This window comes from Candidatus Nitrosocosmicus agrestis (assembly GCF_008389435.1).
In the GTDB taxonomy this organism is placed as follows: Archaea; Thermoproteota; Nitrososphaeria; order Nitrososphaerales; family Nitrososphaeraceae; genus Nitrosocosmicus; species Nitrosocosmicus agrestis.
In genome coordinates this window covers 136,562-151,791 of record NZ_VUYS01000006.1, presented here as the reverse complement: position 1 = coordinate 151,791, position 15,230 = coordinate 136,562, and the positions used below count along the sequence as shown (strand labels likewise).

Sequence of the window (15,230 nt, the reverse complement as noted above, 5' to 3'; positions counted from 1 at the left end):
ATATGTATGTCAGATGTAAATAGCAAAGCCTAATCTTTTTTTTGAGCCGAACTTTGATATTAAACACTTGATAAGTGAGTAATCTGCAAAACAAACTCAAATACTTGTTTTTTTTAATATCTTAGTTAACTGACAATACAGACTAGGGAGACAATCAAGACATTTATAAAAGCTTTATAAAATAAGACTTCACACAATCAACTTCAGTTACCTTATTGCAACATAATCAGGTTGCTAGCATTATCAATTATTATTATTGAATGGATATTAACTACAAAATATATAAATTTAAAACAGATCCCGTTTAGCACGATTCTATTATTTTACGTGGACGTAGTGCGGTTGAATCTAATTAAAATTGTTATTGCTGTTTAATGCAACAATTAGGGGATCTTTAGCAAAAATTTGTTCTGAAGAATTATTTATAATTGCTTATTAATACATTTAAGATTTGGAAACTAAAAATACCATGCTATAAGATGACAAATAAAAAAATAGAGTTTATGGACCTGCCGAAGAAGGAGTCTTACTGTTTGGTCCCAAATCCTGATATGTTGAGGTCTGCTCTATCATTTCCTTAGCTTGCTTGATTAATTCATTGGCGTCACCGGTTACCGACCAATGTAAGAACAGTATTTTTGGAGTTTCACCTAACATGTGGTGATGAAGTGCTGTTTCTGTCCAATTATATTTATTCATTACATCCCTAACGGGAACAACCTCTGAATCAAGTAAAGCAAATTCCCCAAATGCTGCTTTGGTATTGTTTGTTGTATTATTTCCTGCGTTACTATTGGTATCACTGCTATTACCTTGATACATGGTTGTGGTGTTTAATGCTGGTGATACCATTTCAATGTAGTGTCCAATTCCTGAAAAGTTATTTAACACTAGGCCATCATGTCTCATTATGGCTGGTGCTTGTCTATATACTACAACATCGCACAAATTGTAGTCAGGAAGTGCTTTACCTTTTACAACCTCGGCTAATGCTGCACATTTTTGTGGATCATTTGCTGGCTTACTCTTGTCATTAAATATGAATTGCTGTCCCATTTGAGGTTTAGTAACTTTTATGGAATCAGCTCCAGTTTTATTTTGTGTTGTGGCTGATTGAGATTGTGCAAGGGCATCATGGATTGAAGAATTACTTATACTGGGTATTATCATCATGGAAATGGATAATATCCCAACTATAAAGTATTTGTTAAGATTTTTCATTAAAATGTACTACATTTTATATTTTATATAGTACATAAACTTCAGTTAACCATAACAATATTTTTCTGTGACTTTGAAAAAAACATTTTTTTAATCAAGTATAAAGGATAAAAGCAAAGAAATCACTACAAGACAAAACATTATGAATAACCCTCAAAATCATTTCTCACCTCCGTCAAAAACTATTTGTTTCGTTAGAAGATATTATTTTTCTATTTACCTATCGTCGTAAGTAAACCAGTCATGCCTTGCAAACCAAATTCGATTTTTTCTTGGAAAGCCATCGGATAAAAATGCATATAATACCGGGATATCTGTCTTTTTTTAGAAAATTGAATCAAATGTAAACGTATGAAGTAGAATGTTATTAGATAAGGGATACAGTAAAAACATTTAACTAGGTTATTTTTTTAAGGTAGTTTATAAGTATAAATACATATGTTGATATCCGGTGGAATAAATTCGGTATTTTTTACATAGTTTAAGAAGTGCATAAATTTAATTCTGGAATACTCCCTCCCCCGCATTTTCAGGGGGGTATACTATATGCTATCTAAAACTAAATCTGTAAACCCATAAGTTGCGATATACCCACAATGTGAACATCTTTCTTCTGTGTTAAAGCCAGTAGAATTTGCTGTTTTAAAGTCATCCTCACTTTTAAACGCAGTGCCTTCAATCTGGAACTCTCTTCCACATTTTTTGCATTTAGTTTTTGCATTCATTAATTATACTATAGTATCATGTAAACATTAAATAATTAATATATAATTAATCAAGTGGCTTTTTTTATATATAAATTCAAAGAAGATATTTTCTACAAAACACTACCATAATTGATAGGAAAGTCGTTTGGTATCAAAATAATATAATTTGGTTTCATATTTGGGACAAATTACCCTAAATATATAGATAATGTTAGGTAAAAGAATTTTGAACCAACTACTTCTTTACCATACAAGAGTTCGACAAATGATGATCTCCATCATGATCAATATTATTAATTAGAAAGCATAATATTTTTTCAATTTCTTACGTTATGTTAACTTGACGTATTAATACGGCAGGTTTTGTGGTCATTTCTGTTAATTTATGCACAAAGAGAGATTTGTGTTATTTATTTTCAAACAAAATCGCAGTTTATGTAAGTGTGTGCATGAACTAAAATGTAAAATTCGGAAATCATGAAATATTTTACCTTGAAAAACTATTATTTTGCTATTGATATTTTAATTAGTTTAATAAAGTCAATCTATTACTTTTTATCTTCTTGTTACCTGTTATATGCATTATTGAATTGCACCATGTTTGCGGTGTGATTGTCCTTTGCTGCTAGTCGCACGGATGAAATTCCAGTTCGAAAAGGAAATGCCCCTCTCCCAGCAAACGTATTTGGGTCGATCCATTCGTGTAAGAGATTTGAATGTATTTTACCATTAGAATCTATAAACATTCTCATTAAAAGGGTAAAGTCATCTAATTTTCCGAATCGATTTCTTGCAAGCATTTCAATACCGGTAATCCAAGGCCAGAAAGTGTGATTGTGATATTCATTCACTTTTAACAACCAGGGGCCTGTCTTGTCTACCTCTTTTTCAGTTACAAGTGGTAAATTATTTTTCCAGATCCTCTTTTTTAAAGTGTCCAAGGAATATGATGCTCTATTTAATATTTCTTGACTTGAAAGGAATGTGTCATTTCCATTCTGTGTGTTTTGGAAATCAAAGACATGTGATGAATGCAATACCTCTCCCAGATTTTGTCTATTTTCCGTTAATGCTACAAGATATAAAGATACATCTTGGGTAATTAGTCTATTATGCATCTTTTTATCTAAATGAAGATCAGCGTCTAGTAGATCGATATAACATCCATCCTTTTCAGACCACAGTTTTTCTTCAACTGCTTCCATTGCTTTTTTGGCCAATTCGTCCATCCTCTTGGCTTCTTTTTCATTTGACAATTTGTATAACAAATAAGATAAACTATTAAGAGCAAGAATCCAACATGCCTGACTGTACACAACTTTGCCTGTTCTTAAGAGGGTGTCCATCCAATCTTCATTATGCTTTTGCTCAAGTAACCCATCATTATCGATATCTCTTGCCTGAAGGTAGGAAATACCTTTGAGCATTCTCGGAATAAGAAAGTTAATAATATCATTTATTGATACTTTAAAAAACCAGCTTTCACCTTGATTGTCTTGATCTAATTCTGACATTATGGTATGTAAATTTAATGACATGCTGTAATTGGTCTTCTCATTAGCCTCCACTAGCCTTGTAAGAATCCAAGATGTAACATATATCATTAATGCCGTAGAATCAATGTCGGGAGCTTGACCATATACTTCACAAAATCTCCTTTCATAGTATATTGTTGTTGGCAGGGCTCCCTCAAATCTGGTTTTAATGCCTTCGTCTGCAATTCTTGATTCAAAGTCTAATTCGGGAGATCCTCTTCCGTAAATAAGTGGCAGCTCTTTGAAGTTAACATACTGCAGGAAAGAATGATACGATTCTTTCCCTATTTGGTTTGCCCATATCAAAAGAACCTGCTTGAGGGTTATACCAAAGTTTTCGGTCTGAAACTGATCCTTTAAGATAAATGATGCATCCCTGCACCACACAGCTTTATAATAACCACCAGGACTAGCATTTTTTTCTATCTCTGCTTGTGTAGCGTTCATAAATTTTATGTAATTTTCGTTAGAGATCTTATCCTTAGTTCTTGGAATAAGCCCATTCACTGTAACAAGTAGTGGCTATTTTTTTCTATTAAATAGCTTTCGAATAAATGTTTACACGTATGGAGAATAGCTCAGTTTCATATACTTTACAGTATATTATCTTATCATGATAGGTGAAATAATTGGATGATATTTTAATAGAAAATAAAGAAATTGGTAGCAAAAACGAATATACCTGTAGAATCTGCGGTAAAAAATTTGGTGAAAGTTTGGGAGATATGGAACTTCATCAACTGATTTCACATATTCAAAGCAATGAATGATTAATTCAAGCATTAACGAAATTACCCATGTCCGGTCGTATATTCAGTATACGGGTAGATGAGTCACTTAATCGGAATGCGACCTCAACAAATACCTTTTTCTCAATCATTTTATAGTCATTTCAAACTTTTACACTATCAATCCATTGTATGCCTTTTAATTTTTAACCAAATCATCCACATACTTTATAAAAATTTTGAAAGAATAACCTGCTGCTTACAAACTACAATATGCTATTTAATGGAGCAATTTATCGATAGAAAATATGAAAAACAGAACATTTATCCTAATACTTTTTCCCAGTATTTCTTATGATGCGCAAGAATATACGCATTGTCTCATATTTGATTAGTAGATTGCAATACTTGAGGTTCTGATTTAAAGATATTGTACTTTAATCAAATTTTGATATAATTACTTTTTTGCAAAAGAAATTAATCTTGCAGTAGCAGAACGAAAATTCCAGCAAAACATGCTTTGAGTGGGAATTTAAAAGTTTTCAAAAAGTAATAAGTAAATTATCTTTTCCTTATATACTAAAACTCACATCATAATGACGCAAATCGCATTCAAAAATGCTCGATGCTAAAAATATTTGGTGAAAGTATCTTTTGGATTCGTTCAGACCAAACAATGCGTTCCACGCCCGTTTTTGATTTTACTTTGCTTATTAATTTAAGCAGATCGGTGCCGTCTTTATAAACTACATTCGCAATTAAATCCGAATTTCCAATATGAATTTCTACAGACCTGACACCGGGCATCACTTTGATTTCTTCGGCAATTCTCTCTATGTTGCCGTCCTTTTGATAAATATGCAGCATTCCAACCTTAAAGCCAAATTTATTGTAGTTGATATCGGAGCTAAATAATACAAGCTCCTTTGAAATCAAATTTCTAACCCTTCTCTGCACAGTTGACAAGGGGATATTCATCTCCGAAGATATGTTTTTATTATTTTTGCCTAGGAGTAAATGGCTTATTATTTCTATATCGGTTTCATCAACGTTGATAAAACGATCAAGGGGATTATTAACATTTTGATTTATCAACTCAGTGACTAAACAGTATCCGTCATTTTTAATCATTTCTATGGATAAATTTTTCATTAAATGTACTTGAGCGAGATCGGGTTTATTGTGTATATTGTGTAATACCACTGGGGCTTGCAAAAGTTAAAATTAAAAAATTCTACTATATTTATTTAATTATTCAAGGAAATCCAGAAAAAAATATAGTAGCAAGCAATAGAAAAACTGACTTAATTAAACCTTAATAACTCATCAAAGGATGATTTATCATTGCGTTTCTCGCTAATATATTCTGACCATGTTACATTGTTAATGGTATCCATCTGCTTGATTTCTTCTAGAACTTCAAAGAGTTCTAACGAAGTTTTGTAAGCAATTCTGAAGGAAACGTTTGTATCTGGATTGCCTATTCTCAACGACATATCAATGATACTAGTCTTGTGTTTATTATAAACTTCAGTCATAATATTTTGACTTTCGCCACTACTTGTTCCGATCATAATCTCTGCAATCCTCAAGTCAAGCTTCTTTAGATCAACTATGTAGTTCTTTTTTATAATTGACAATTTCTCCAAATTACTGCGTCGCCTCTGAATTGTAGAAAGAGGAATTTTTAATTTTGCAGAAATCTCAGAACTCTTTATATCGCCATTATTAACCAACTCTTGGATAATTCCAACGTTAATCTTGTCCAACATAAATTTTATTGGTGACGTGTCATCGTGGCCGGTTCTTTTATTATTGTTTTTATTGCTACCTTTTTTATTTGAGTTTTCGCTATAATCGCCAGTTGGCATTTGACTCATATTCCCAGCTCTATTCCCATTTCCTGCTCTGTAAAATCGTCGTGGCAATTTGCAAGATATTTTTATAAAGTATGAGATTTAAGGATATCTTTTTGTCAATTTTTGACATTTAGAATCATAATTTCAATGCTTTACGGTATAAGTTTCATCACCAAGATGTGCAAAAGGGAATGATTTAGCTTTTTAAATCTTGAAACTATCTTGATGAGTTTTTGCATCATATATGTGCGGGTTTATTGTTATAGTCTCCCATCTGACAAATTGGTCTTTATTCAAGAAATAAAAGATCTTTTTTTCCATAAAAAATTAACCTGTTAAAGCCATTTAATTGGGCTTCCGATATTTAGATAATTGTAAATTAAGGTTATCGTTTATCCATGTATATGAATATATTTACCCAGATATTTGTTAAAGAATTTTTGCAGCTTCAAAATATTAAGATCATTTGGGGATCTGGGGATGGTACTGATCTAATTTGTCTGCAAGAGTATTTCTAATTATACCTGTCAAATTATCGCCCAATACTGTTACTTGCTCTGACCAGTCTACTTTATTTGCAACTGGGATTGACTTTATTTCTTCTAAGAGGTTGTGTAGTTCATCCGATCCATTGTATACCACATCTAAACAGAGGTTGTTTGAGGAATTTATTCGAGTAGAAGCTCTTATGACAGTTCTGTCATATTTCTCTAATATCATTTCGCCTACTTCTCTTGCTTTACCTTTTTGAACGTCTATAAAAATCTGAGCGGTTCTATAACCTAATAAACTCAAATCCATGTGATAGCTCTTTTTTAAAATCGATTTTTCTATCTTGGTCCTTCTCCTCTGAATTGTAGAAAGAGGAATTTTTAATTTTGCAGAAATCTCAGAACTCTTTATATCGCCATTGCCTATTAGTTCTTCAATTATTTTCAAATTAATTCTGTCTAAAATTAAAGGTAGCTCTTGATTATTATCTTGCGTATCACTATCAAAAATTAGTTTTGACGTGTTGCGGTTGTTATTCTTGTTAATTCGAGTTCTGTTTACTCGTGCCACCCGCCTGCCTCTTGAAGTATTCTTTTTTGTAGTATCGCCATTCTTGGATAACTCCTTTCTACTGTTGATTCGATTATTTGAAAGCTCATCATTTTGTACTTTTTTTGGCACTGGACTCAATCCATATTAGATTTGGGGACTTTTAAACATATTTAATTTATTAATATTGATTTTTTTAATCAGTATTAAGAATTCTGGTGGTTTAGACCTCACAGAAAAAGAACGTCGTTCTGAATTCAAGTTATTAATGCCATATTGACCTCAACTTTGCTACTTTATTTTGAATAAGAAATAAGTTACAAGGCAAATAATTATAGCAAGCATCTATCAATAAAATAATTAAAATTTAATCATTTGAGGGTACCTATGACTAAAAACTTTAATTTTCTTAAACTATTGTATTAGTGCAAATAAAATATGACCCTTAATTTAACAACAAAACCAAGGTCGTAACATGAATTTGTCCATTAATAAACAGCAATAGCAACCCTAATGTGTTTGATTTTGTTTTTTTGTTAAATCGCTTTTGGCTAATATTATTATAATCGCTAAATCACGAGAGATTCAGAAACTGGGGTATCATCCTTACTAAATTCGTATTTTTAAGAATTGATGATAGTTCCTAAAGAATGCCGGAAGAATTCCAGTCGGTTCTCCATCTAAACTAATTGTTATATTATTTTGTATACCTGATAACCAACTGACGGTTTGCGATTGACCGTAATAGATGTCGTCCTCGTTAGAGATAGCTTCTTCACCTTTTTTTATGTTTATTAATTTTTGCAGTATCTTAAAGCTGTCTGAATTCTTGACTACTATAGAATCCAATAATCCATCGCTGATGTCAGCTCTTGTGGCAGCCTGAAATCCACCTGCCAAATAACTGCCATTTGAAACGGTCCCCATAGTCATCATTGTGGTAAGGCTATTCATTATTTTTTTATTTGTTGTCGAACCTTCGATTATTTGACATGTATTACTTCTATAAGTCGGTAGGGTAGATATTACCCCAGTAATGGTAGAAATTATTCGACTACTTATTTGTTCTCTTACTAATTTTCCTCTTTCAATAATCTCTGCTCCCAAACCTATCTCCGCTGCGTTTAAGAATAATCTAAAGACATTTTTTGAATCCTCTTGGTTATCTTGTTTTACAACAGCACCAATTATGTCTATTTTTTTTGTTTCCTTAGAATCCGACAGGTGCTTACAACATTCGATAAAATCAGGGGGCAGTCCCAAGGACCTGACAAGAACATTTCTTGTCCCACCGGGTAAAATAGTCATGGTAGCTTCTGAATTCAACTGTTCTATCTCTGTAAGTGCGAGAATCCTTCCATAATCTATTGTCATCAAATCTTCTTTTCCAATCATGCCTGACTTTTCAATAGAAAAGAATCCATTCGCCACCTCATTAATAATACCATCTCCACCAATTGGTATGATGTTGCCGTAGCCATTTTTCAGATATTTTCTTGCCAGCTCTGTTCCATCTCCAGCCTTCTCGGTAAAAACGAAATCCAATTTGTTTCCAAAACTCTCAAGTAAATTCTGTTTTATGCTTTCCCAATTTTTCTCTGTTTGACCTCCTTTTGAATTTGGATTTACTATTACAATAGATTTCGATGACATGTTGACTAACTTAAATAAACCATACAGTCAGTCTATATAAATAAAATTAGATATTTTTATTTAAACAAAATCAAATATTTGGATCCTATAGAATATTTAATTCAACTGATGAACTGATGAACCACTGACCTGATAAGAAAAAACTATTAGATATTACAGAATTTTTCAATTTTATTATACTATCGCCTCATCATTTCAATCCTTGTCATCTGAACTTATGTCGCCTACAAGTTTAGAAGACTCTGTGACACTTTTAATTTGAACATCATCACTTCTTGATAATAGTCTTGATAACGTCGGATTTGCGTCCTTCCCAATTACTATGGCTTCTTTACCTTTTCTTAATAAAACGACGGTTACATTATTATCAGATAGCTTTTGAGCGAGGTTTTTTACAATATTTAGTTGCTCAAACAAATTCTTTTCGGAATCTGTGAACATGTGAAAAAAGTCCTTTGCAATATCTAATTTGTCCTTGATCTTGTCAAACGAAGTAGCATTCTTTTTTACTTCATCCTTTTTTTCATCAGAGTTTTCTACCTCTAATTGCTTTAGTATTCCCAAAATGTCAGGATCCAATAGATCCACATCAACTCTGTTGATATCATTTTCATATGATGCTGTGATATCAATTGTAGGTTTGTTCTCTATCTCTACTAAAATATTTCCACTCTTCAAAGATTTCAGAGATTTTACAAGAGTATCAATGATTTTTGATTCGTCGTTATTGTTGCCTGCTTTTTCTGTACCAACACTCATCATTACCAATTCTCTTTAAAGTATCACATGAAAAGTAGATCTCAATTTATGCGGCATGAATTTGTTGAGTTTATCTCAGATCAAACGGGGTTTGATTGATTGCTATTATAATCTCTCAAACTCTCTTCACTATTATTATCATTATTTGCATATGTACTTGTGTTTTCTTCGTTGATGCCTGGCCCAGAATAACTATTTTTTGGGGTATTGGTGTTGTGTTTATCGGACTGAAAATCATTATCTTGCACTTTTATTACCTTGGCAGAAATTGTAACCGTACCATTTACATTGAGTCTGCCTCCTTTTACTGTCTTGCCATCTGGCTTTGTAGCGGCAGGCATCTCCACCTTCAAGTCTTGGAATGAATATTTTACTAACGCTCCTTTACCAGTTAGCTTGTCTAAGAGTTGCTCAATGACTGGAGGGCCATGTTCGGAAATCGTTTCTGTGATCTTTCCCAAATTCTTATTCATTTCATTCATAGTATGATAATACAAATATGCATCATATTTTATAAGGGATCACCCGAATAATGACCATTTTTCTATCTTAGCCAGTCAAATCTTATTTTCAAGGATAATTGGAAATACAACCCACCAAATATGGGTTTGATATCATTTTATTCAACCTCTCTTTAAAATTCAATTAGCCCTCATTACCCAATAAATTACTTGGTGATTTTGAGTGTTTTTATCTTAGACGGTTCTCTTGTAAGGAATTCTAGGTGATTAATTACAACAATGATTTTTTTATCCATTAATTTCTGTTTAAATTTTTTTTTGTAAATCTTTCGTATCCTAATTTCAAAAATAGAATCAGGAACCGTTAATCTTTGGTAACAAAAATTTGTTTAATATTTTAGCTGATAAATGATAATTATAATAGATTATGTTTGAAAATGCTTGGTTAACTGCATCAAGCTCTGGTATATTTAGTTCAGATTACAAAGCTTAATCCTTTTGGAGAACTACGACTGATTTGATAAAGCCGTGTAGATAAACGTGGAATTCTTATTGTAGTATATGAATGCATTATCCAAAAATTCTTATGTTATCTTGACCAAATACTAATATTATTGATACCAGAGAACTGCTCCTTTGTATTCAAGGGCAATAGATGTCCACTTCCACCTGAGTTTATAATAGAAATTAATGATGAAACCAAACAGAATAAATTCATGATAGGGCTTGCTTGCTCAGATCATAGAATTGTTCTAGAACAGAGATTCCTGCAAATGCAACAAAATAATGCAATTCCAAGAGGTAAAATCACTCTTTCTAATGTTAAGGTGATACATACTGACTGTGTTAAGGGAAATGTGGAGGATGAAGAAGAAGTAAAATTAAAGAGATTAGATGGGTCGACCGCCCTTTAATTCAATAAAAAAGTATCTTTTAGGTTTTTACCTTCCAAGACTGTTTTGAGATTATTTACCGCGATTTCACTCATTTTATCCCTTGTTTCTCTACTGGCGCTTCCAATATGAGGCAAAATTACAACATTTTGCATCTTCTTAAGAGGGCTGTTCTTCTCTAAAGGTTCGTCCTCATACACATCCAATGCGGCGCCTGCTATTAATTTCTGCTTCAGTGCTCGTATTAAATCCAATTGGTTTATGATCTTTCCTCTGGCAATGTTTATTATATAAGAGGACTTTTTCATTCTTTTTAACATTTCGTAATTAATAAGATGATAACTATCTTTATTTAGGGAACAACATACAACAATATAATCTGAATCTGATACTAATTTGTTCAGGCTGACATAAAGCGGTCTTTCATTAGATACCTTTTTTTTATCGTGACTGGTGTAAGTAACAGATGGTGCAGTCCTGTTTGAATACAACACTTTCATTTTAAATCCAAAAGCTCTTGCCGCTATGGCTTTTCCTATTTTACCCATACCTATAATTCCTATAGTCTTGTGGTGTATATCCGAACCAACCATTAAAGATGGGCTCCATCCGTACTTCCAATTGTTATCTCTGACAAATTTATCAGATTCAACAATTCTTCTTCCAACAGCAGTCAAAAGACCGAACGCTAAATCAGCAGTGGTTTCTGTTAAAATACTTCCGGTATATCCTACTTTTATCCCCCGTTTGGATGCTTCTTTAACATCTATATGTTCATAACCCGTGCTAAATGTACTAATTATTTTTAAATTTTCTCCAGCAATATCCATAATTTCTTTATCTATGGTATCATTTAGAAAACATAGGATTCCATTTGCATTTTTGATTTTTATTTTTAACTGCGACCGACTCATGGGTCGTTGACTCTTGTTCATAATAATTGTGTATTTAGAACCTAAAATTTTTAGGCCGGATTCGGGAATAGGTCTAGTAATAAGAACAATTGGTTTGAGGGAGGACACTTTGCAATTTAAAGTGGCAGTTTTTTTTATTTGTTGGGATTATAGTTAATAATGTTTTATTGTTGGACTGATGTCCGTAAGGCTTAATCTGTAATTGTGTAATTGTGGTTAAAAAATTCTCAAAGGCTCTTTTCTAAACATACAACTAGAAGAAGGTTTAAAAACTAAAAATTATTGGGTTAGGTTTTGCTTAGCAATACTCAAGTATATTTTTATAGATAATTGTGTATGTTATTTTATGCGAAGGTCCTCCTCAAACATTTATTCAAAGTCATCAAACCGGATTGATAAAGTGGACTCGGATGATTTGGATCAGGTTCTAAAATTCAGCCATTCTAACAGTTTACAAAATAACCCAAATAAAAGTACTTCCGGACCTTTGGATGAACTTGTAGAGGCTAAATCCCAGTTATTTGAAAACATCGTGGGTTACGACGAAATAAAAAAGATATTCAACTACGTATTAAATTCTTCTTTACCTGTTCATGTCTTGCTTGTGGGGCCTCCCGGTTCTGCAAAGACACTTTTTTTGATGGAATGTATGAAATTGCCGCGCTCATATTTTACTCTTGGAAGTCATAGCACTAAGGCGGGCATGCTTGATCATTTGTTTAATAGTAGGCCTAAGCATCTAATTGTGGACGAGATTGAATATATGGCAGTTAAGGATCAGGCTGCTCTCTTAAGTCTCATGGAAACAGGAATACTGAGTGAAACCAAATTTGAAAAAACACGACAGTCAGTCATGCGAACTTGGGTATTCGCATCCTGTAATGATGAAAAAAAATTATTGACTCCTTTGCTTTCTAGATTCTTTGTACTGTATTTTAAGAAATATGATTACAAGTCTTTTGAAAAAATAGCAAATCATATATTAAAGAGAGAGTGCAATCTAGAAAAGGAACTTTCAACTTTGATAGCAAACCTGGTTTGGAATAAGCTCAAATCACGTGACATTCGGGACTGTATTAAAATTGGAAGGATAGCCAAGAACAAAGATGATATTATTTCAATAATAAAAATTCTAAAACAGTATGATAAGGCCAATATGGACAAAAAAGAGTAAAGTTTCCTTTTTTTAATATAAAATCCTATGATTACTGCTTCATACTGCTACGACGATTTATTATATATCTAGACTTAAAGGATGTATGTTTATTTTGAACAAAAAATTTTCACAACATACATTTTTTATATAAAATATCTTAAGACTACTGAGTATTTCTTAAATATATTTATTTATTTATATATATAGAATAGGTAAATCTTATACTGATTTGCATAAAAGATTCCCTTAAATTTCATTAATATTATTTTCTAAATTAAATATGTTTTAGTCTACACACATCAATTTAAAGTATTAATATCATACTCTTTTTCAACCATTGGATAGTTCAAAATGTAACTATTTTTATCTATATGGAAAATAATGACAAATGATTTTTTTACCCTTCAAAATGCATACGGAGTTAATTTAATATATATACCTCATTTGATATCATTATTAGCATCTGGTTGAATAGTTGTGATGTTAGGATGGATGACTTTATTTTTCCATTCTTTGTCTACGAAGATGAAAATGTCTTGAAAAAAAGCTTGGGAACTGGACAGATGAACAAGTCTAAAATTCATGTAAATAATATAACTCAACTACTAGAAAGAGCTGATAGGCTTGGTGTATCACAGATCCTCTTGTTTGGTATCCCTAAAAAAAGAGATATTAATGGTAATTCTGCTCTACAAAAAAAAGGAGTTGTCCAGCGCTCTCTCAAGACTATAAGACAAAACTTTGGAAATAGATTCAAAATATTTTCTGATGTTTGTTTATGTCAGTACAATAAATCGGGTCACTGTGGTATAGCCTCAAACGCAACTGCTAGAAGGAGTCCGATAATTTCGGGTGAAACTCGTATTGACAACGATAAAACTCTCCAGAAGCTAGGTGAGATTTCGTTAAGTCATTGTGAAAGCGGTACGGACTTTATTGCTCCTTCTTCTATGATGGATGGCCAAGTAATTTATTTGCGAAATCTTTTAGATTCAGAAGGCTTTGGAGATGTAAACATCTTGAGTTATTCATCAAAGCACAACTCATGCCTTTATTCTCCATTCAGATCTAGTAATTACCTGAATTCTCGAAATTTTGATAAAAATAGCTATCAAATTTCGTTTAATAATCCTAGAGAGTCTTTGAGGGAGACTTTAATAGATATAGAAGAGGGCGCGGATTGGGTTATGATTAAACCATCATTATGGTATATGGACATTATTAGATATGCCAAAGAATCCATACAAGTTCCCTTAGTAGTCCAAAACGTTTCAGGCGAATATGCCCTGTTAAAAGCATTACTTGGAGGAATAAATGATATTTGTTCAAACACCGTGACTAGCATTGCACTGTCTTTTGTAAAATCTGAGTATCCTTATTATCCTTTAAAAAATCCAAAAGTAAAATCAAAAGAATTTTTTGATTATAAAAATGAAATGGTATTCAGGGAATCTGGTTTATTGAGGGGTGATCTAAAAGATTCAAATTCGGAAATATTGTTGAATTTGATGAAATCATATAAACGAGCTGGTGCTGACAAAATTATTTCATATTTTTTGTTAGACTTGATCAGTAATAAATTATGATAACTGCTCGTAATCTGACTACGATGTTACTATAGAAGAGTTTGATATTGAGATGATTTGACCGCTTGTTGAATCGACATAATATTTTGAGTTGTTTGTTGTAATCTCCCATCCAAAATGACTTCCACCTGAAATCGGAGAGTCTGTCCTTCCAATTATACCATCGGTTTGAAGTGTGTCTTGATTTGCTCGATAAATAGTCCCATTTCCATCCACCATGACATACTGTGAAGTAAACTTGCCATTTAGATCGTCAAAGGTAATTTTGCTTAAGGAACTAATCGATTTGTTAAAAACATCGTGAAGTATAACCAAATAAGCTTCTTCTGGTATTAATCTGGCAATACTTGCATTTTCCTGATTCAAGGTATAATTTGTCACAAAATACATTACTACAGTAAACCCTATTGCTAGAAGAACTAAAAATACAATCTTGTTACGCGGTGAACTTAAGATACCCAAAACAAAATATCTATCCAAATTCAATATATAATTATTGATTCACTACATTACGATTAGATTATATATCAATTCTTTCAAAAATTAATTGTCCCGCGGTAGCTCAGCCTGGTAGAGCTTTCGGCTGTAGTTGTTGGCAAAATATTGCTAATCGTACATCAGCCTATCAGGCTTACATTCAACAGTAACCGAAGAGTCGCAGGCTCAATCAAAAAATGGGAAACCCTTTTTTGGAGTAAATCCTGCTCGCGGGATACA

Annotated in this window: 15 protein-coding genes and 1 tRNA gene; 5 read left to right on the top strand and 11 right to left on the bottom strand. The window is 32.4% G+C overall.

All coding sequences use genetic code 11. The features are described 5' to 3' along the window. Nucleotides 1–501 precede the first annotated feature (501 nt). The 3 genes from F1Z66_RS05690 to F1Z66_RS05680 all read right to left on the bottom strand — a co-directional run bounded on the left by F1Z66_RS05690 (nt 502) and on the right by F1Z66_RS05680 (nt 3,910). Nucleotides 502–1,221 (bottom strand): DUF1259 domain-containing protein, encoded by a 720-nt coding sequence (locus F1Z66_RS05690; protein ID WP_149862633.1) that lies wholly within the window; start codon nt 1,219–1,221, stop codon nt 502–504. 542 nt (nt 1,222–1,763) lie between these two features. Continuing rightward, a complete protein-coding gene (locus F1Z66_RS05685; RefSeq protein WP_149862632.1) occupies nt 1,764–1,946 on the bottom strand; it encodes a hypothetical protein in 183 nt (60 codons plus the stop codon). Nucleotides 1,947–2,494: 548 nt separating this feature from the next. Next, on the bottom strand, nt 2,495–3,910 hold the full coding sequence (locus tag F1Z66_RS05680) for an amylo-alpha-1,6-glucosidase (RefSeq protein WP_149862631.1): 1,416 nt from the start codon (nt 3,908–3,910) through the stop codon (nt 2,495–2,497). A gap of 182 nt (nt 3,911–4,092) precedes the next feature. On the opposite strand from F1Z66_RS05680, the gene F1Z66_RS15295 reads away from it, so the two are divergent. Then, nucleotides 4,093–4,233, top strand: coding sequence for a hypothetical protein (locus F1Z66_RS15295; protein WP_154670492.1), 141 nt, complete (start codon nt 4,093–4,095; stop codon nt 4,231–4,233). Nucleotides 4,234–4,803: 570 nt separating this feature from the next. Here F1Z66_RS15295 and F1Z66_RS05675 read toward each other — a convergent pair. The 6 genes from F1Z66_RS05675 to F1Z66_RS05650 form a co-directional block, all read right to left on the bottom strand. Continuing rightward, nucleotides 4,804–5,343 (bottom strand): Lrp/AsnC family transcriptional regulator, encoded by a 540-nt coding sequence (locus F1Z66_RS05675; RefSeq protein ID WP_149862630.1) that lies wholly within the window; start codon nt 5,341–5,343, stop codon nt 4,804–4,806. A 152-nt stretch (nt 5,344–5,495) separates the two neighbouring features. After that, nucleotides 5,496–6,071, bottom strand: coding sequence for a winged helix-turn-helix transcriptional regulator (locus F1Z66_RS05670; RefSeq protein WP_149862629.1), 576 nt, complete (start codon nt 6,069–6,071; stop codon nt 5,496–5,498). 441 nt (nt 6,072–6,512) lie between these two features. Then, nucleotides 6,513–7,223 carry an Lrp/AsnC family transcriptional regulator gene (locus F1Z66_RS05665; RefSeq protein ID WP_159357287.1) on the bottom strand — a complete coding sequence of 237 codons (711 nt, stop codon included), beginning with the start codon at nt 7,221–7,223 and terminating at the stop codon, nt 6,513–6,515. A gap of 477 nt (nt 7,224–7,700) precedes the next feature. Then, entirely contained in the window at nt 7,701–8,744 is a 1,044-nt protein-coding gene (locus F1Z66_RS05660) for a diacylglycerol/lipid kinase family protein (protein WP_149862627.1), read from the bottom strand. A 195-nt stretch (nt 8,745–8,939) separates the two neighbouring features. After that, entirely contained in the window at nt 8,940–9,506 is a 567-nt protein-coding gene (locus F1Z66_RS05655; RefSeq protein WP_149862626.1) for a hypothetical protein, read from the bottom strand. A gap of 77 nt (nt 9,507–9,583) precedes the next feature. Continuing rightward, nucleotides 9,584–9,976: a hypothetical protein gene (locus F1Z66_RS05650; protein ID WP_149862625.1), complete on the bottom strand. Its 393-nt coding sequence runs from the start codon at nt 9,974–9,976 to the stop codon at nt 9,584–9,586. 602 nt (nt 9,977–10,578) lie between these two features. Between F1Z66_RS05650 and F1Z66_RS05645 the strand changes: the two genes are divergently transcribed. Further along, nucleotides 10,579–10,878: a hypothetical protein gene (locus tag F1Z66_RS05645; protein ID WP_149862624.1), complete on the top strand. Its 300-nt coding sequence runs from the start codon at nt 10,579–10,581 to the stop codon at nt 10,876–10,878. Here the strand turns inward: F1Z66_RS05645 and F1Z66_RS05640 are convergent. Then, entirely contained in the window at nt 10,875–11,879 is a 1,005-nt protein-coding gene (locus tag F1Z66_RS05640; RefSeq protein WP_159357288.1) for a 2-hydroxyacid dehydrogenase, read from the bottom strand. The genes F1Z66_RS05645 and F1Z66_RS05640 overlap by 4 nt on opposite strands. A 238-nt stretch (nt 11,880–12,117) precedes the next feature. Here F1Z66_RS05640 and F1Z66_RS05635 point away from each other — a divergent pair, with 238 nt between their 5' ends. Together F1Z66_RS05635 and F1Z66_RS05630 are read left to right on the top strand one after the other, a co-directional pair. Further along, nucleotides 12,118–12,945, top strand: a complete 828-nt coding sequence (locus F1Z66_RS05635; RefSeq protein WP_149862622.1) for an AAA family ATPase — start codon at nt 12,118–12,120, stop codon at nt 12,943–12,945. Between the two features lie 449 nt (nt 12,946–13,394). Further along, complete coding sequence (locus F1Z66_RS05630; protein ID WP_255437893.1) at nt 13,395–14,513, top strand: porphobilinogen synthase; 1,119 nt, start codon at nt 13,395–13,397, stop codon at nt 14,511–14,513. An 18-nt stretch (nt 14,514–14,531) separates the two neighbouring features. Here F1Z66_RS05630 and F1Z66_RS05625 read toward each other — a convergent pair whose 3' ends face one another. Then, nucleotides 14,532–14,975 carry a hypothetical protein gene (locus tag F1Z66_RS05625; protein ID WP_149862620.1) on the bottom strand — a complete coding sequence of 148 codons (444 nt, stop codon included), beginning with the start codon at nt 14,973–14,975 and terminating at the stop codon, nt 14,532–14,534. 89 nt (nt 14,976–15,064) lie between these two features. Between F1Z66_RS05625 and F1Z66_RS05620 the strand changes: the two genes are divergently transcribed. Continuing rightward, nucleotides 15,065–15,226 (top strand) — tRNA-Tyr (locus tag F1Z66_RS05620). Nucleotides 15,227–15,230 lie beyond the last annotated feature (4 nt).